This is a genomic window from Pseudomonas weihenstephanensis (genome assembly GCF_001043055.1).
Lineage (GTDB): Bacteria > Pseudomonadota > Gammaproteobacteria > Pseudomonadales > Pseudomonadaceae > Aquipseudomonas > Aquipseudomonas weihenstephanensis.
Genome location: NZ_JYLF01000003.1, coordinates 315,919 through 331,188 on the forward strand (window position 1 = coordinate 315,919; position 15,270 = coordinate 331,188).

At 59.6% G+C, this 15,270-nt stretch carries 17 protein-coding genes and 1 pseudogene; 8 read left to right on the plus strand and 10 right to left on the minus strand.

Features of this window, described 5'->3' with window-relative positions:
- The first annotated feature begins 18 nt into the window (after window positions 1-18).
- The 4 genes from ssuD to TU86_RS09050 are packed head-to-tail and all read left to right on the plus strand — an operon-like array spanning window position 19 to window position 3,035.
- Window positions 19-1,167, plus strand: coding sequence for an FMNH2-dependent alkanesulfonate monooxygenase (ssuD, locus tag TU86_RS09035; protein WP_048363955.1), 1,149 nt, complete (start codon window positions 19-21; stop codon window positions 1,165-1,167).
- Between the two features lie 7 nt (window positions 1,168-1,174).
- Entirely contained in the window at window positions 1,175-1,981 is an 807-nt protein-coding gene (gene ssuC, locus TU86_RS09040) for an aliphatic sulfonate ABC transporter permease SsuC (protein WP_048363956.1), read from the plus strand.
- Window positions 1,978-2,784, plus strand: coding sequence for an aliphatic sulfonates ABC transporter ATP-binding protein (gene ssuB, locus TU86_RS09045; RefSeq protein ID WP_048363957.1), 807 nt, complete (start codon window positions 1,978-1,980; stop codon window positions 2,782-2,784). Before ssuC ends, ssuB begins: the two co-directional genes overlap by 4 nt.
- A gap of 35 nt (window positions 2,785-2,819) precedes the next feature.
- A complete protein-coding gene (locus TU86_RS09050; protein WP_003444581.1) occupies window positions 2,820-3,035 on the plus strand; it encodes a TOBE domain-containing protein in 216 nt (71 codons plus the stop codon).
- Window positions 3,036-3,121: 86 nt separating this feature from the next.
- Here TU86_RS09050 and TU86_RS09055 read toward each other — a convergent pair whose 3' ends face one another.
- The 3 genes and pseudogenes from TU86_RS09055 to TU86_RS09065 all read right to left on the minus strand — a co-directional run bounded on the left by TU86_RS09055 (window position 3,122) and on the right by TU86_RS09065 (window position 5,745).
- A complete protein-coding gene (locus tag TU86_RS09055) occupies window positions 3,122-4,093 on the minus strand; it encodes a thymidylate synthase (RefSeq protein ID WP_048363958.1) in 972 nt (323 codons plus the stop codon).
- A 49-nt stretch (window positions 4,094-4,142) separates the two neighbouring features.
- Window positions 4,143-4,949, minus strand: a complete 807-nt coding sequence (gene lgt / locus TU86_RS09060; protein WP_048363959.1) for a prolipoprotein diacylglyceryl transferase — start codon at window positions 4,947-4,949, stop codon at window positions 4,143-4,145.
- 12 nt (window positions 4,950-4,961) lie between these two features.
- Window positions 4,962-5,745, minus strand: a pseudogene (locus TU86_RS09065) (sulfite exporter TauE/SafE family protein).
- Between the two features lie 119 nt (window positions 5,746-5,864).
- Here TU86_RS09065 and TU86_RS09070 point away from each other — a divergent pair.
- Window positions 5,865-6,644 (plus strand): NRDE family protein, encoded by a 780-nt coding sequence (locus TU86_RS09070; protein ID WP_048363960.1) that lies wholly within the window; start codon window positions 5,865-5,867, stop codon window positions 6,642-6,644.
- A gap of 13 nt (window positions 6,645-6,657) precedes the next feature.
- Here TU86_RS09070 and ptsP read toward each other — a convergent pair whose 3' ends face one another.
- Together ptsP and TU86_RS09080 are read right to left on the minus strand one after the other, a co-directional pair.
- Complete coding sequence (ptsP, locus tag TU86_RS09075) at window positions 6,658-8,937, minus strand: phosphoenolpyruvate--protein phosphotransferase (protein ID WP_048363961.1); 2,280 nt, start codon at window positions 8,935-8,937, stop codon at window positions 6,658-6,660.
- Between the two features lie 21 nt (window positions 8,938-8,958).
- The gene (locus tag TU86_RS09080) at window positions 8,959-9,438 is read right to left on the minus strand and encodes an RNA pyrophosphohydrolase (RefSeq protein WP_047278492.1); all 480 of its coding nucleotides are present in this window, start codon (window positions 9,436-9,438) and stop codon (window positions 8,959-8,961) included.
- Window positions 9,439-9,580: 142 nt separating this feature from the next.
- On the opposite strand from TU86_RS09080, the gene TU86_RS09085 reads away from it, so the two are divergent.
- Window positions 9,581-10,237, plus strand: coding sequence for a histidinol-phosphatase (locus tag TU86_RS09085; protein ID WP_048363962.1), 657 nt, complete (start codon window positions 9,581-9,583; stop codon window positions 10,235-10,237).
- A gap of 125 nt (window positions 10,238-10,362) precedes the next feature.
- On the opposite strand, the gene TU86_RS09090 is transcribed toward TU86_RS09085, so the two are convergent.
- Window positions 10,363-10,791, minus strand: a complete 429-nt coding sequence (locus TU86_RS09090; protein WP_048363963.1) for a DUF2269 family protein — start codon at window positions 10,789-10,791, stop codon at window positions 10,363-10,365.
- Between the two features lie 40 nt (window positions 10,792-10,831).
- Window positions 10,832-12,346, minus strand: coding sequence for a threonine ammonia-lyase, biosynthetic (gene ilvA, locus TU86_RS09095; RefSeq protein WP_048363964.1), 1,515 nt, complete (start codon window positions 12,344-12,346; stop codon window positions 10,832-10,834).
- A 205-nt stretch (window positions 12,347-12,551) separates the two neighbouring features.
- Between ilvA and rpiA the strand changes: the two genes are divergently transcribed.
- The gene (rpiA, locus tag TU86_RS09100; RefSeq protein WP_048363965.1) at window positions 12,552-13,223 is read left to right on the plus strand and encodes a ribose-5-phosphate isomerase RpiA; all 672 of its coding nucleotides are present in this window, start codon (window positions 12,552-12,554) and stop codon (window positions 13,221-13,223) included.
- Between the two features lie 55 nt (window positions 13,224-13,278).
- On the opposite strand, the gene TU86_RS09105 is transcribed toward rpiA, so the two are convergent.
- Complete coding sequence (locus TU86_RS09105; protein WP_048363966.1) at window positions 13,279-13,500, minus strand: DUF1161 domain-containing protein; 222 nt, start codon at window positions 13,498-13,500, stop codon at window positions 13,279-13,281.
- A 120-nt stretch (window positions 13,501-13,620) separates the two neighbouring features.
- On the minus strand, window positions 13,621-13,836 hold the full coding sequence (locus TU86_RS09110; protein ID WP_048363967.1) for a dodecin: 216 nt from the start codon (window positions 13,834-13,836) through the stop codon (window positions 13,621-13,623).
- 156 nt (window positions 13,837-13,992) lie between these two features.
- Here TU86_RS09110 and TU86_RS09115 point away from each other — a divergent pair, with 156 nt between their 5' ends.
- Window positions 13,993-14,319 (plus strand): ElaB/YgaM/YqjD family protein, encoded by a 327-nt coding sequence (locus TU86_RS09115; RefSeq protein WP_048363968.1) that lies wholly within the window; start codon window positions 13,993-13,995, stop codon window positions 14,317-14,319.
- On the opposite strand, the gene TU86_RS09120 is transcribed toward TU86_RS09115, so the two are convergent.
- Complete coding sequence (locus tag TU86_RS09120; RefSeq protein WP_048363969.1) at window positions 14,316-15,212, minus strand: LysR family transcriptional regulator; 897 nt, start codon at window positions 15,210-15,212, stop codon at window positions 14,316-14,318. The two genes, TU86_RS09115 and TU86_RS09120, sit on opposite strands and share 4 nt — an antisense overlap.
- Window positions 15,213-15,270 lie beyond the last annotated feature (58 nt).

Here is a 15,270-nt window from a genome sequence, read left to right on the forward strand (position 1 = left end):
CATTTAGGAGACCACTCCATGAGCCTCAATATTTTCTGGTTCCTGCCTACCCACGGTGATGGCCATTACCTTGGCACCAGCGAAGGCGCCCGCGCTGTCGATTACGGTTACCTGCAACAAGTGGCGCAAGCGGCGGATCGGCTGGGCTTTGGCGGGGTGTTGATCCCCACCGGCCGTTCCTGCGAAGACTCCTGGCTGGTAGCCGCCGCACTGATTCCGGTGACTCAGCGTCTGAAATTTCTGGTGGCTTTGCGTCCTGGCATCGTTTCGCCCACCGTGGCCGCGCGGCAGGCGGCGACGCTTGATCGTTTGTCGGGCGGACGGGCGCTGTTCAATCTGGTGACGGGGGGTGACCCGGAAGAGTTGGCCGGTGACGGTCTGTTCCTCAGCCATGAAGAGCGTTACCAGGCGTCGGTGGAATTCACCCGCATCTGGCGCCGTGTACTCGAAGGCGAAACCGTGGACTACGATGGCCAGCACATCAGCGTCAAAGGCGCCAAGTTGTTGTACCCGCCGATCCAGCAACCGCGTCCGCCGCTGTACTTTGGTGGTTCGTCGCAAGCGGCGCAGGATCTGGCCGCCGAACAAGTTGAAATGGTGCTGACGTGGGGCGAGCCACCGGCCGCGGTCGCTGAAAAGATTGAACAAGTGCGCGCCAAAGCCGCCAAGCTCGGGCGCACGGTGCGCTTCGGCATTCGTTTGCACGTCATCGTGCGCGAGACCAATGAAGAGGCATGGAAAGCCGCAGACAAGCTGATATCGCATCTGGACGATGACACCATCGCTCGTGCTCAAGCCTCTTTGGCGCGCTTTGATTCGGTGGGCCAACAACGCATGGCTGCGCTGCACGGCGGCAGCCGCGACAACCTCGAAGTCAGCCCCAACCTATGGGCGGGCGTGGGGCTGGTGCGCGGCGGCGCGGGCACGGCGCTGGTCGGTGACGGCCCAACGGTCGCGGCACGGGTTCAGGAATATGCCGACCTGGGCATCGACACGTTCATCTTCTCCGGCTACCCGCACCTGGAAGAGTCTTATCGCGTGGCGGAGCTGTTGTTCCCGCACCTGGATATCGAGCGCCCGGAACTGCCGAAAAGTGCCGGATATGTGAGCCCCTTTGGCGAAATGGTGGCCAACGACATCCTCCCTAAAGCCGCGTCGCAGAGCTGAGGCGGCCATGATCACAACGAAGGCTTCGCGCCTTAATAACCTCGCTCACACGTTGGCGCCCTGGACCTTGCCCGTGTTGCTGTTGGCGGTGTGGCAGCTTTCGGTGTCGGCCGGTTGGTTGTCGACGCGCATTCTGCCGGCGCCCAGTGCCGTGATTGCGGCAGGCGTTGAGCTGGTGCGCAGTGGCGAGATCTGGAAGCACCTCGCCATCAGCGGCTGGCGCGCCGGGTTGGGCTTTGTCATTGGCGGCAGTATTGGCCTGGCCTTGGGCTTTATCACCGGCCTGTCAAAGTGGGGCGAACGCCTGCTAGACAGCTCGGTGCAAATGATCCGCAACGTGCCGCACCTGGCGCTGATTCCGCTGGTGATCCTGTGGTTCGGGATTGATGAGTCGGCGAAGATTTTTTTGGTCGCGCTGGGCACGTTGTTCCCCATTTACCTCAACACCTATCACGGCATCCGCAACGTTGATCCGGCGCTGGTGGAGATGGCGCGCAGCTATGGCTTGTCCGGTTTCAGTCTGTTTCGTCAGGTGATTTTGCCGGGCGCATTGCCTTCGATTCTGGTGGGTGTGCGGTTCGCGCTGGGCTTTATGTGGCTGACGTTGATCGTGGCTGAAACCATCTCTGCCAGTTCCGGCATTGGCTATCTGGCGATGAACGCCCGGGAGTTTTTGCAGACCGATGTGGTGGTGCTGGCGATTGTTTTGTACGCGGTGCTTGGCAAATTGGCCGACAGCGCGGCCCGGGGTCTGGAACGCGTGTGGTTGCGTTGGCACCCGGCCTATCAAGTGGTTAAAGGCGGTGCAGCATGACGGCTCAACAACCCCCGCGCTTGCGTCAGGGTATACCGCTGGCGATCAACGGCCTGCAAAAGTCCTTTGGCGAGCGCCGCGTACTGCGCGACATCAACGTGCACATCCCGGCAGGTCAATTTGTGGCTGTCGTGGGGCGCAGCGGTTGTGGCAAAAGCACCTTGATGCGCCTGCTGGCCGGGCTGGATCAGCCCACGGCAGGTCAATTGCTGGCAGGCAGCGCGCCGCTGCAAGACGCGCACGACGACACCCGTTTGATGTTTCAGGAAGCGCGTTTACTGCCGTGGAAAAAAGTCATCGACAACGTGGGCCTGGGGCTTAAAGGCGATTGGCGTGGCAAAGCGCTCAAGGCGCTGGAAGAGGTCGGCCTGGCCGAGCGCGCCCACGAGTGGCCCGCTGCGTTATCGGGCGGGCAAAAACAGCGTGTGGCCTTGGCCCGCGCGCTCATTCATCAACCGCGTTTGCTGTTGCTGGACGAGCCGCTGGGTGCGCTTGACGCACTGACCCGCATCGAGATGCAGCAACTGATCGAACGCTTGTGGCGCCAGCATGGTTTCACGGTGTTGCTGGTGACCCACGACGTCAGCGAAGCGGTGGCCATTGCTGATCGGGTGATCCTGATTGAAGACGGCGAAGTGGGGCTGGACCTCCTCGTCGAACTGCCCAGACCGCGCGCGCGTGGCTCGCATCGGCTGGCGGCGCTGGAAACCGAAGTCCTTAACCGAGTGCTTGCTTTACCTGGCTTGCCGCCTGAGCCAGAACCCGTTGCACCGTTGCCTACGCAATTGCGTTGGGCGCAATAACCTCAGTTTTCTCTCCCAAGACAGGAATCGACACCATGACCATTAAAGCCATCAACGTGCGTAACCAGTTCAAAGGCCACATCAAGGAAATCGTGCTGGGCGACGTGCTGTCTGAAATCGACGTACAAACGGCTTCGGGTATCGTCACCTCCGTCATCACCACCCGCTCGGTCAAAGAGCTGGAGCTGGTGGTGGGCAGCGAAGTCATCGCGTTTGTGAAGTCCACCGAGGTGTCGATCGCCAAGTTGTAAGCGTGGGTTATCCACAACCCCGAACGGCGTAAGCCTTTCGGGGTTTTTTACGTGTGGGAGGGGCGAAAGCTGTAGCAGGGGGGGAGTCAGACCGCCATTGGCGCCGTCATGGGCGCATGGTGTTCATACCCTTCGAGGCTGAAGTCACTCGGCTCGATCAAGCCCAGCCATTCGGGCTGATAAACGCCGGTCTTGGCAAACTCAGGCACACGGTCCGAGATCACCAGTTTGGGCATCGGGAACGGCTCGCGGGTCAGTTGCTCGTTGAGCATGTCCAGGTGGTTCTCATACACATGGGCGTCGCCGATGAAGTAGGTGAACCAGCGCGGCGTGTAACCGGTCAGACGGCCGATCAGGCTTAGCAGCGCCGCGCCTTCGGTCAGGTTAAACGGCGTGCCCAGGCCCAGATCGTTGGAGCGAATGTAGAGGGTCAGGGAAATTTCCTTGGTCTCGACATTGGGGTGGAACTGATACAGCAGGTGGCACGGCGGCAGGGCCATTTCGTCGAGTTGGGCGCAGTTCCAGCCGTGGAACAAAATGCGGCGGCTGCCCGGGTCGTTGATGATGGTGTCCACGCACTGGCGCACTTGGTCGATGGCCTTGTACAGCACCACGTAAGCCTGGCCGTCTTCCTCGCCTTCTGCGATCTGGCGGTAGCCCTGGCTCAGGCACAACGCGATGGCGTCCTGATTGCTGCGCGCCACTTGTTTGTAGGCGGGCCATTTGCGCCATTGCACGCCGTAGATTTCACCGAGGTCGTCTTCACCCTGGCGGAACGGGTTGGCCAGCCATTGGACGTTTTCGTTGGCGTTCTGGTCCCACACTTTGCAGCCCAGCGCGCGGAAGTCGGCGGCACTGTTGACCGGACGCAAGAACCCGCACATTTCGCCAATCGCTGATTTGAACGCCATGCGCCGGGTGGTGATGGCCGGAAAGCCTTCTTTGAGGTCGTAGCGCAACATGGCGCCGGGCAGACTGATGGTCTTCACGCCGGTACGGTTGGCTTGCAGGGTGCCGTTTTTAATGACGTTGGCAACGAGGTCGAGATATTGCTTCATGGTTTTCCTACCGTTTGAATGCAGGGCCGGGCAGCCCTGCGATTCGAATTTATTGCGCTGTTTTCTGGGTCGCCGAGTCGCGGTGGTAAGCCCACCAGATCAACAGCAAACCCCCGACAATCATCGGGATGCATAGGATTTGCCCCATCGTCACCCAGCCGAACGCCAGATAGCCTAGCTGAGCATCCGGCACGCGGACGAACTCAACGATGAACCGGAAGATGCCGTAGAACAGGGCGAACATGCCGGAAACGGCCATGGTCGGGCGCGGTTTGCGCGAGTACAGCCAAAGAATCAGGAAGAGTGCCACACCTTCGAGGGCAAACTGGTAAAGCTGCGACGGATGACGCGCCAGTTGCTGCGGGTCGGTGGGGAAAATCATCGCCCACGGCACGTCGCTGGCCTTGCCCCACAACTCGGCATTGATGAAGTTACCGATGCGCCCGGCCCCCAGACCAATCGGCACCACCGGGGCAATGAAGTCCATGATCTGGAAGAACGATTTGTTGTTGCGCTTGCCAAACCACCAGGTGGCCAGCATCACGCCAATCAGCCCGCCGTGGAACGCCATGCCGCCTTTCCATACTTCAAAAATCAGCAGCGGGTTGGCGATGTAAGCGCTCAGGTCGTAGAACAGCACGTAGCCCAAGCGACCGCCGACAATCACGCCCATCGCCACCCAAAACACCAGGTCAGAGAGTTTCTCTTTGGTCCAGGTCGGGTCGAAGCGGTTGAGGCGGCGCGACAGGATCAGCCAGGCGGCGCCAATGCCGATCAGGTACATCAAGCCGTACCAATGGATTTTCAGCGGGCCGATGGCCAATGCCACCGGGTCAATCTGCGGGTAAGGCAGCATTGCGACTCCTTGTTAGATCAGGAAACTCACACCGACACAGAACAACAGTGCGGCAAACAGCCGTTTCAGCAGACGCGGCGAAAGCTTATGGGCCAAACGCGCACCGAAACGGGCGAAAAACATGCTGGTCAGGGCAACCCCCCAGCAACGCCGGCAAGTACACAAACCCCAGACTATGCGCGGGCAGGTCGGGGTTGTGCCAGCCAATGATCATGAAACTTAATGCACCCACCAACGCAATCGGCAACCCGCACGCCGCCGAAGTGGCGACCGCTTGCTGCATCGGCACACTGCGCCAGCTCAGGAACGGCACGGTCAAGGAGCCACCGCCCACCCCGAAAATCGCCGAGGCCCAGCCAATCACCGTACCGGCCAGGGTCAGACCGACTTTGCCCGGGACCGTTCGGCTGGCCTTGGGTTTAAGCTCCAGGGCCATTTGCGCGGCAATGACCAAGGCAAACACGCCAATGATCTTTTGCAAATGGGGCCCGGCGATTGCTTCGGCTGTGAGTGCACCAATGCCCGCGCCGATCAAAATACCCAGCGCCATCCACACAAACAGCGGCCAGCGCACCGCGCCTTTGCGGTTGTGTTCACGGATCGAGTTGATCGAGGTAAAGATGATCGTCGCCAGGGACGTGCCCACGGCCAGGTGAGTCAGCACCTGCGGGTTGAACCCCTGCAAGGTGAAACTGAACACCAGCACCGGGACGATGATAATCCCGCCACCGACCCCAAACAGCCCGGCCAAAACCCCTGCGAAGCCTCCCAGCACCAGATAGAGCAGAAATTCCATGACGCCCCCCCCCAATTTGATCCGCATGGTAACGGAGCAACGGCTTAGGCTCCACACATGGCGCGAGGCGCCGGGGCAATCTATAAGTAGTGGGGTTAAAAAAACATTAAGGACTGCCCATGTGCTTGATTGTGTTTGCCTGGCGCCCCGGCCATGCACAGCCGCTGGTGGTAGCGGCCAACCGTGATGAGTTTTATGCACGCCCCACCCAACCGCTGGCCCAGTGGGCCGAAGCGCCGCAGGTGTATGCCGGGCGCGATCTCGAGGCGGGTGGTACGTGGCTGGGGATTGGCGCTGATGGCCGTTTTGCGGCGCTGACCAATATTCGGGAGCCGCACAAGCCTGCTTCGCGCCGTTCGCGGGGCGAATTGGTGGAGTTTTTTTTGAGCGGAAGCCAAACATTGGGCGACTACTTTAAAGACGTTGGGCAACGTTCGCTGGATTATGCAGGCTTTAACTTGTTGTTAGGCACGCGTGATGAACTGTGGCATTTCAACTCCCATGAAACGGCGCCAGTACCTTTGAGCGCCGGGGTCTACGGCTTATCTAACGCAGGCCTTGATAGTCCCTGGCCGAAGTTGATTAAAGCCAAAGCCGAGCTGCATCAGGTGTTGAGTGACCCGCAGCCCTACGCCTTACTCAAATTGCTTGAGAATCGGGACACTGCGCAGGTCAGTGAGCTGCCTGATACCGGCGTGGGGTTGGCCACAGAGCATTTGTTGTCGAGTGTGTTTATTGCCAGCGCCACGTATGGAACGCGCGCCAGCACGGCATTGATCGTCAAAGCTGACGGTTCAAGGGTCATGGTGGAGCGCAGCTTTGGGCCTGGTGGTGGGCGTTTGGGCGAGGTTTGCCTGGATCAGCCCTCACCCTCACCCTCACCCTCTCCCCGAGGGTGAGGGTGAGGGGCTTTTAATACGGTTTGATCGCCGCCGGGTTCATCATGCGGGTCAGCCCCATGTTTTTCAGCGCCAATTGCACGGTGCTGCGGATGACCTGCGGGTTGTCGATGGTCATCACTTCTGCCAGCAGTTCCTTGGCGCGGCTCAGGCTGACCTGACGCAGCATCCATTTCACTTTCGGCAGGTTGGTGGCGTTCATCGACAGGCTGTCAAAACCCATGGCCATCAACAGGATCGCCGCCGCCGGATCGCCCGCCATTTCGCCGCAGATACTCGCAGGTTTGCCTTCGGCATGGGCGTCGCGGACCACTGACTGCAATGCTTGCAGTACGGCGGGGTGCAAGTAGTCGTACAAATCGGCAACGCGCGGGTTGTTGCGGTCCACCGCCAGCAAATACTGGGTCAAGTCGTTGGAACCTACGGACAGGAAGTCGACCTGACGCGCCAGCTCTTTGGTTTGATACACCGCTGCCGGAATCTCGATCATCACGCCAATCGGCGGCATCGGTACGTCCGTGCCTTCATCGCGCACTTCGCCCCAGGCACGGTGCAGCAGGTGCAGGGCTTCTTCGAGTTCGTGGGTGCCGGAGATCATCGGCAGCAAAATACGCAGGTTGTTCAGGCCTTCGCTGGCCTTGAGCATGGCCCGGGCCTGAACCAGAAAGATTTCGGGGTGGTCGAGGGTGACGCGAATCCCGCGCCAGCCCAGGAACGGGTTGTCTTCTTTGATCGGGAAATACGACAGTGACTTGTCGCCGCCAATGTCCAGGCTGCGCATGGTCACCGGTTGCGGATGGAAGGCGGCGAGTTGCTCGCGATAAATCGCCAGCTGCTCCTTTTCGCTCGGAAAGCGCTGGTTGATCATGAACGGCACTTCGGTGCGGTACAGACCCACGCCTTCTGCGCCGCGCTGTTGCGCGCGCGCCACATCCGCGAGCAAGCCGGTGTTGACCCACAGCGGCATGCGATGCCCGTCGGGGGTGATGCACGGCAGCTCGCGCAGGGCGTCGAGGCCCTGAGACAGCTGGCGCTCTTCTTCAACGACTTCGGCGTATTGCTTGCGCAGCAGATCACTGGGGTTGGTGTACACCTCGCCGTGATAGCCGTCGACGATCATCTGAATGCCGTCAACCTTCGAGTACGGCAGGTCGACCAGGCCCATGACCGTCGGGATGCCCATCGCCCGGGCCAGAATCGCTACGTGGGAGTTACCCGAGCCCAATACCGAGACCAGACCGGCCAACTTGCCCTCAGGCACTTCGCCGAGCATGGTCGCGGTCAGTTCTTCGCTGACCAGAATCGTGTGGTCGGGGTAGACCATGGTTTGCTTGCGATCATGCTGCAAATAGGCCAGCAGGCGCCGCCCCAGATCACGCACATCCGACGCCCGCTCGCGCAGGTAGTCGTCGTCCATCAATTCAAAACGGTTGACGTGATCCGTCACCACCTGGCGCAGAGCGCCCTGTGCCCATTGGCCGGTCTTGATCACATTTTTGACTTCGCTGCCCAGCGATGCGTCATCGAGCATCATCAGGTACACGTCAAACAGCGCCTGTTCTTCCGGGCGCAGTTGCGTGGCAAGTTTTTTCGACACGGCGCGCATGTCATTGCGCACGCCTTCAAGGGCGGTCTTGAACAGGGCGATTTCAGCAGGAATGTCGGTAATGGTTTTGTCGGGCACCACATCGAGGTCAGCTGGAGGCAACATGACCACCGCTGTGCCGACCGCAGCACCGGGCGACCCCGGAACCCCGACAAACTTGGCTTCCTGAATGCCCTTGCCCTGGCGCCCAAGGCCACGAATCGACCCGGTGGCTTCGGCGTGGGCAATAACGCCCGCCAGTTGCGCGCTCATCGTCACCAGAAAGGCTTCTTCGCCTTCATCGAACTGGCGGCGTTCCTTTTGCTGGATCACCAGTACACCCACCACACGGCGGTGGTGGATGATCGGCGCGCCGAGGAAGGAGGCATAACGTTCTTCCCCGGTTTCGGCGAAGTAGCGATAGCGCGGGTGATCGGCGGCGTTTTCGAGGTTCAGAGGTTCTTCACGGGTGCCCACCAGGCCGACCAGGCCTTCGTTGGGCGCCATGCTGACCTTGCCGATCGAGCGCTTGTTCAAGCCCTCGGTGGCCATCAGCACGAAACGGTTGGTCTCTGGATCAAGCAAATAGACCGAGCAGACCTGACTGCCCATGGCCTCTTTGACGCGCAACACAATAATCCCCAACGCCGCCTTGAGATCCTTGGCGGAGTTAACTTCCTGGACGATCTTGCGCAGCGTATTGAGCATGGCTCGGGGTCGAACTCCGTGTCAGGCGCGCGTTAAAAGGCGCGGGGCAAGCTCTTTGAGAGCGCGACGGTAGACCTCGCGCTTGAATGTCACCACCTGGCCCAACGGGTACCAATAACTGACCCAACGCCAGCCATCGAACTCCGGTTTACCGGTCAAATCCATCCGCACCCGCTGCTCGTTAGAGATCAGGCGCAGCAAAAACCACTTCTGTTTTTGGCCGATGCACAGCGGCTGGCTGTGGGTACGGACCAAACGTTGCGGCAAACGATAACGCAACCAGCCTCGCGTACAGGCAAGAATTTCTACATCTTCGCGTTCAAGGCCAACTTCTTCGTTCAGCTCACGGTACAAGGCGTCTTCCGGCGTCTCATCAGGGTTGATACCGCCCTGGGGAAACTGCCACGCGTCTTGATTGATTCGGCGAGCCCAAAGTACCTGACCAGCATCATTTGTCAGAATAATCCCGACATTAGGACGGAAACCATCGGGGTCGATCACGGCAACAACCTCGCAAACGCATGTCGCCGCATTGTTCCACAAAGGTTGTGAAAGCAGCAACGCGCCTTCCTGCCTTATGTGCACTCTTATTAAAAGACCGTATTGTGGTGGGCCTTCAACGACAGCTCAGCGGGTAATTGCAATGCGTCTGGCTTTATTTGACTTGGACAACACCCTTTTAGGCGGCGACAGTGACCACGCGTGGGGCGACTACCTGTGCCAGCGCGGCATTCTGGACGGCGACGCGTACAAGGCGCGTAACGACGCGTTCTATCAGGATTACCTGGCGGGCAAGCTCGACAATGCCGCCTACCTGAATTTCAGCATGGAAATTTTTGGCCGCCATGACATGGCGCAACTGGATCAATGGCACCGCGAATTCATGCGCGACTGCATTGAGCCATTGATGCTGCCGAAGGCCTTGGCCCTGCTGGCCCAACACCGCAAAGCTGGCGACACGCTGGTGATCATCACCGCCACCAACCGCGTGGTCACGGCCCCGATTGCACAAAAACTGGGCGTGGAACATTTGATCGCCACCGAATGCGAAATCGTCGACGGCCGCTATACCGGGCGCAGCACCGACGTGCCGTGCTTTCGCGAAGGCAAAGTCACACGGTTGAATCGCTGGATGCAAGAAAACGGCTATAGCCTGCAAGACAGCTACTTCTACAGTGACTCGATGAATGACCTGCCGTTGCTGGAGCAAGTCACGCATCCAGTGGCGGTTGACCCCGATGAGAACCTGCGGGCTGAAGCCCTCAAGCGCGGCTGGCCGGTCATCTCGTTACGCGCCTAAAAGCAAAAGCCCCTCACCCTAGCCCTCTCCCTTCGGGAGAGGGGACTAAAAGCAAAAGCAGATGTGCGTAACGCCACAGATCAAACGCCCTCTCCTGCGGGAGAGGGCTGGGGTGAGGGCAAGCCTTAAACCGGCTTGGCGCCCATCAACCCCGCAATGGCGATAAAGCAAACGGCACAAAAAATCGCCAGCCCCAGCGTAAAGCGTGGATGTTTGGCCACCCGGCCCAAGCGCAAGCGGTTAAGCCGTACCACCAGCCATAACCAGCTCAACGCGCCCAGCCCATACAGGCAACTGCCCGCCAACAACCACAGTTGACTCAGCGGCCAGCCCGCCAGGTGCACCAACCACCAGCCACTCACCGGCAAGGCCAGCAGGCAAAGTCCCATCAGCGCCCAGACAAACCCCCACGGGCGACGCACGGCGCCACCCGACAGGTCTTTGTCCCCGGCACGCCAGCGGCGTATCACCACCACCAACAAAGCGATGGCGCTGACAAACAACAGCAGTGTCGACACGCCATGCAGCAACTTCAACGCGGTGAAGGTTTCCATGTCATTGATTCCTTGAGCAGTTCAATCAGCGTAGCGGCTCTTAGCCAAGAAACAGCTGATAGGCCGGATTATCACTTTCATCCCAGTAGGGGTAACCGATATCGGCCAACGCCGCAGGCACCAAATGACGCTCATCGGCAGGCACTTGCAGCCCGGCCATCACCCGGCCGTCGGCAGCGCCGTGGTTGCGGTAATGAAACATCGAGATGTTCCAGCGCCCGCCCAGTTTGTTGAGGAAGTTGAACAGCGCCCCCGGACGCTCCGGGAATTCGAAACGGAACAACAACTCATCACTGACCTTGGCCGCGTGCCCGCCCACCATGTGCCGAATGTGCAACTTGGCCAGCTCGTTGTCGGTCAGGTCGACCACCGGGAAGCCTTGCTCTTTAAGGCTCGCCAGCAAGGCACTGCGCGGATCGTTGACCGGGTGCGTTTGCACACCGACAAAAATGTGCGCTTCGCTGCCGGTGTGGTAGCGGTAGTTAAATTCGGTGATCTGGCGCTTGCCGATCGCCTGGCAGAACGCTTTGAAGCTGCCCGCTTCTTCAGGAATGGTCACGGCGATGATGGCTTCGCGACCTTCACCCAACTCAGCCCGCTCGGCTACATGGCGCAAACGGTCGAAGTTGACGTTGGCGCCCGAGTCGATGGCTACCAGAGTCTGGCCGCGAACACCGCGCTGTTCGACGTATTTTTTGATCCCCGCCACGCCCAACGCCCCAGCAGGTTCGGTGATTGAGCGGGTATCGTCGAAGATGTCCTTGATCGCTGCGCAGATCTCGTCAGTGCTGACGGTGATCACTTCGTCGACGTAGTCTTTGCAGATGTCGAACGTGTGCTGGCCGATCTGCCCAACGGCCACGCCGTCCGCAAAAATCCCCACGGTTGGCAGCACGACACGCTCTCCTGCGGCCATCGCGGCTTGCAGGCAGTTGGAGTCATCTGGCTCGACACCAATGATTTTGATGTCCGGGCGCAGGTATTTCACATACGCCGCAATACCTGCGATCAGTCCGCCACCCCCGACGGGCACAAAAATCGCGTCCAGTGGTGCCGGGTGCTGACGCAGAATTTCCATTGCCACGGTGCCCTGCCCGGCAATGGTGTGCGGGTCATCGTAGGGGTGAACGTAGACGTAGCCTTTTTGCTCAACCAGTTGCAGCGAATACGCCAGCGCTTCAGGGAAAGAATCACCGTGCAGCACCACAATGCCGCCACGCGAGCGCACGCCTTCGATTTTGATCTCGGGTGTGGTTTTAGGCATGACGATGACGGCTTTGACCCCCAACACCTTGGCGGCCAGCGCCAGGCCTTGCGCATGGTTACCGGCCGATGCCGTGACCACGCCACAGGCGCGCTCGGCATCTGTCAGGTGCATGAGTTTGTTGTAAGCGCCACGAATCTTGAACGAGTACACCGGTTGCAGATCTTCACGTTTCAGCAAAATCTGATTGCCCAACCGCTCGGTCAACTGGTTAGCAGCTTGCAGGGGCGTTTCAACGGCAACGTCATAAACGCGCGAGGTGAGGATCTTCTTAACGTACTGTTCGAGCATCGGAAAGCGTCACTGTGCGAGTTGGCAGGGACCCGGGAGTCTACCCCAGCGTTTACACGGGCGACCATACGAAATGGAAGGTTTATAAAAGCCCCCTCTCCCAAAGGGAGAGGGTTGGGGTGAGGGCAAAGGGTTGCACCACACAGCCGGGCACTTGCCCGTATAATGCCGGCCTTCTGTTTTCCTTCCCGCCCCGGAGCCCGCAATGACCCAGGATCAACTCAAACAGGCCGTCGCCCAAGCGGCGGTCGATTTCATCCTTCCCAAGCTGGATGACAAGAGCATCGTGGGGGTTGGCACCGGCTCCACGGCCAACTGCTTCATCGACGCACTGGCCCAGCACAAGGGCGCGTTTGACGGCGCCGTTGCCAGTTCCGAAGCCACCGCCGCCCGCCTCAAGGGTCACGGCATTCCTGTGTATGAGCTCAACACCGTCAGCGACCTGGAGTTCTATGTAGACGGCGCCGACGAAAGCGACGAAAACCTCAACCTGATCAAGGGCGGTGGTGCAGCCTTGACCCGCGAGAAAATCGTGGCCGCAGTCGCCAAAACCTTTATCTGCATCGCCGACGCCAGCAAGCTGGTGCCGGTGCTGGGCGCCTTCCCGCTGCCAGTCGAAGTGATCCCGATGGCCCGCAGTCACGTGGCCCGCGAGCTGGTCAAGCTGGGCGGCGATCCGGTGTACCGCGAAGGTGTGATCACCGACAACGGCAACATCATCATTGATGTGTTCAACATGCAAATCACCAACCCGGTGGAGCTGGAGCGTCAAATCAACGCCATCGTCGGTGTGGTCACCAACGGCTTGTTCGCCGCGCGACCTGCCGATTTACTGCTGCTGGGCACGCCAGAAGGCGTTAAAACCCTGTCGAAGTAAATTCACAGGTGTAAAAAAGCCGACGCTCAGCGTCGGCTTTTTTGTACGCGTTGGGTTAACCGCGCTTGTAAACGATCTCTTTGGTGTTGCCACCGCAGGTGCCGACCACTTTGCCGTCGGCCGATGCGCCTTTGTCGACGATCTCCAGCGAATAGTGTGCAACGCCTTTGGCGTCAAGCTCGGCAGCGATTTCGTTTTTCAGCTCGCCACAGTCTTTCGCGGCAAAGGCTGTACTTGCCAGCGTCATCAAGCTGACAGCCACTAAAATCTTCTTCATCCGTCACATCCCCTGTTCAAAACAAATAGGGTGCGCCGCGCTTGCACAGCGTCGCACCCAGACGGTGTAGCGGAGTTTATGGCAAACGGCCAGCCTTTAAGTTCAAAAGGATGGCGTGACTCAGCTGCTGGCGATCCGGAATCCCACCTTGAGGGTCACTTGATAGTGCGCCACTTTGCCGTCCTTGATATGCCCGCGCGTATCGAGCACTTCGAACCATTCCAGGTGCTTGATGCTTTTGTTGGCCTCGGCCAGTGCATTACTGATGGCGTCTTCTATGCTGCTCGGGGACGAGCCTACCAGTTCGATTTTCTTGTAGGTGTGATGGTCAGACATAACGTTCTCCTTTTGTCGTAGGTCAAAGCCTAGCAGCGAATCTGCTCAATACTTGGGAAGCGCCGTGAAAGGAAAAGTTCAGGTTTACTGCACTTTCTGAAAACGGCGCAGTCGGACTTAACACACACAGTCACTCATCAATGCAGGAGAGCCCTAATGGCTAGCAATTCTTTACGTAAAGCCTCATTGCAAAGCATGGAAGCTGAGATCGAGAGCCTGCTTAAGTCTCTGGAAAGCCTCAAGGACGACGCCTCGGACGAGTCTAAAAAGACCCTCAAGGCCCTGAAAGGCAATGCCGAAAACGCGCTGAAACATTCGCGTCACCTGCTCAGCGAAACCTTCGAGGAAGTGAAGGACAAAACCCGCGAAACGGCCATAGCCACCCGCGAATACGCTCAAGAGCATCCGTATGCCACTGCCGGTGTTGCCATCGGTGCACTGGGCCTGTTGGCCGCGTTTTTGATGTGCAAACGCGGTAATTAATCCGCGTCACGCGCAAGCTCAGCCTTGAGCCACTGCGCCAGTTGTCGGGCACGCCCATCTGCGGCGCGCTTGGGCAGCCATAACGCCAGTTGCGCCGGGGTTTGCTTAAAGCCCCACGGCGCAACTAGGCGCCCTGCCTTGAGGTCTTCGGCCACCAACGGTTCAGGGGCGATCGCCACACCCAATCCCGCCACCGCCGCTTCTAGCAAGTAGTACAAGTGCTCAAACCCCTGCCCATAGTTCAACGCTTTCGCGTCGAGCCCATGCTGCTGCGCCCAGCTTGGCCATGCCTGTGGCCGTGACGTGGTGTGCAATAAAAGCTCGCCCAGCAGGGCGCTGGCCGGGGCGTGACACAACTGTTGATAACGGCCCAAGCGTGGGCTAAGCACCGGCCCGATACGTTCGCTGCCCAACGCGTACACGTGCATATCGGCTGGCCACGGTGGCTCGGCAAACACCAGCAACGCATCCAGCCCGGGTTTACGCGGGTCAAGATCACCTTCGCCCGCCGACAAGTGCAGGCGCAGATCCGGCAGGTCTGCATTCAAACGGCCCAGGCGCGGGATAAACCAGCGTGCCAGCAAACTCCCTGAGCACCCCAGAACAAACGGCGCGTCGATATGGCTTTGCGTGAGTTCAGTGCATACGTTGCGCAAACGATCAAACGCTTCGCTGCTGGCATCGCGCAAGCGCACACCCGCCTCTGTGAGCTTCAGGCCGCGGCCTTCTTTGACGAACAAGCTCACGCCCAGATGCTCTTCAAGGACTTTTAGCTGCCGACTGACGGCGCCGTGGGTGACGCTCAATTGCTCGGCCGCCTGGCTGACGCTGCTCAGGCGGGCAGCGGCCTCAAAGGCGCGCAAGGCGTTCAAGGGGGGGAGATCGCGGCTCATGGGATATGTGAGTTTTCCTGACAGGTTGCGGCGATCTTATCGGTTTTCATCCGGGGCT

Coding starts and splice junctions, on each gene's coding strand:
- lgt (WP_048363959.1), bottom strand. CDS start 4,949: ATGCTGCCTTACCCGCAGATTGACCCGGTGGCATTGGCCATCGGCCCG.
- ilvA (WP_048363964.1), bottom strand. CDS start 12,346: ATGCTCGAACAGTACGTTAAGAAGATCCTCACCTCGCGCGTTTATGAC.
- TU86_RS09055 (WP_048363958.1), bottom strand. CDS start 4,093: ATGAAGCAATATCTCGACCTCGTTGCCAACGTCATTAAAAACGGCACC.
- ssuB (WP_048363957.1), top strand. CDS start 1,978: ATGACGGCTCAACAACCCCCGCGCTTGCGTCAGGGTATACCGCTGGCG.
- TU86_RS09050 (WP_003444581.1), top strand. CDS start 2,820: ATGACCATTAAAGCCATCAACGTGCGTAACCAGTTCAAAGGCCACATC.
- TU86_RS09110 (WP_048363967.1), bottom strand. CDS start 13,836: ATGTCTGACCATCACACCTACAAGAAAATCGAACTGGTAGGCTCGTCC.
- rpiA (WP_048363965.1), top strand. CDS start 12,552: ATGACCCAGGATCAACTCAAACAGGCCGTCGCCCAAGCGGCGGTCGAT.
- TU86_RS09105 (WP_048363966.1), bottom strand. CDS start 13,500: ATGAAGAAGATTTTAGTGGCTGTCAGCTTGATGACGCTGGCAAGTACA.
- TU86_RS09090 (WP_048363963.1), bottom strand. CDS start 10,791: ATGGAAACCTTCACCGCGTTGAAGTTGCTGCATGGCGTGTCGACACTG.
- TU86_RS09070 (WP_048363960.1), top strand. CDS start 5,865: ATGTGCTTGATTGTGTTTGCCTGGCGCCCCGGCCATGCACAGCCGCTG.
- TU86_RS09085 (WP_048363962.1), top strand. CDS start 9,581: ATGCGTCTGGCTTTATTTGACTTGGACAACACCCTTTTAGGCGGCGAC.
- ssuD (WP_048363955.1), top strand. CDS start 19: ATGAGCCTCAATATTTTCTGGTTCCTGCCTACCCACGGTGATGGCCAT.
- ptsP (WP_048363961.1), bottom strand. CDS start 8,937: ATGCTCAATACGCTGCGCAAGATCGTCCAGGAAGTTAACTCCGCCAAG.
- ssuC (WP_048363956.1), top strand. CDS start 1,175: ATGATCACAACGAAGGCTTCGCGCCTTAATAACCTCGCTCACACGTTG.
- TU86_RS09115 (WP_048363968.1), top strand. CDS start 13,993: ATGGCTAGCAATTCTTTACGTAAAGCCTCATTGCAAAGCATGGAAGCT.
- TU86_RS09120 (WP_048363969.1), bottom strand. CDS start 15,212: ATGAGCCGCGATCTCCCCCCCTTGAACGCCTTGCGCGCCTTTGAGGCC.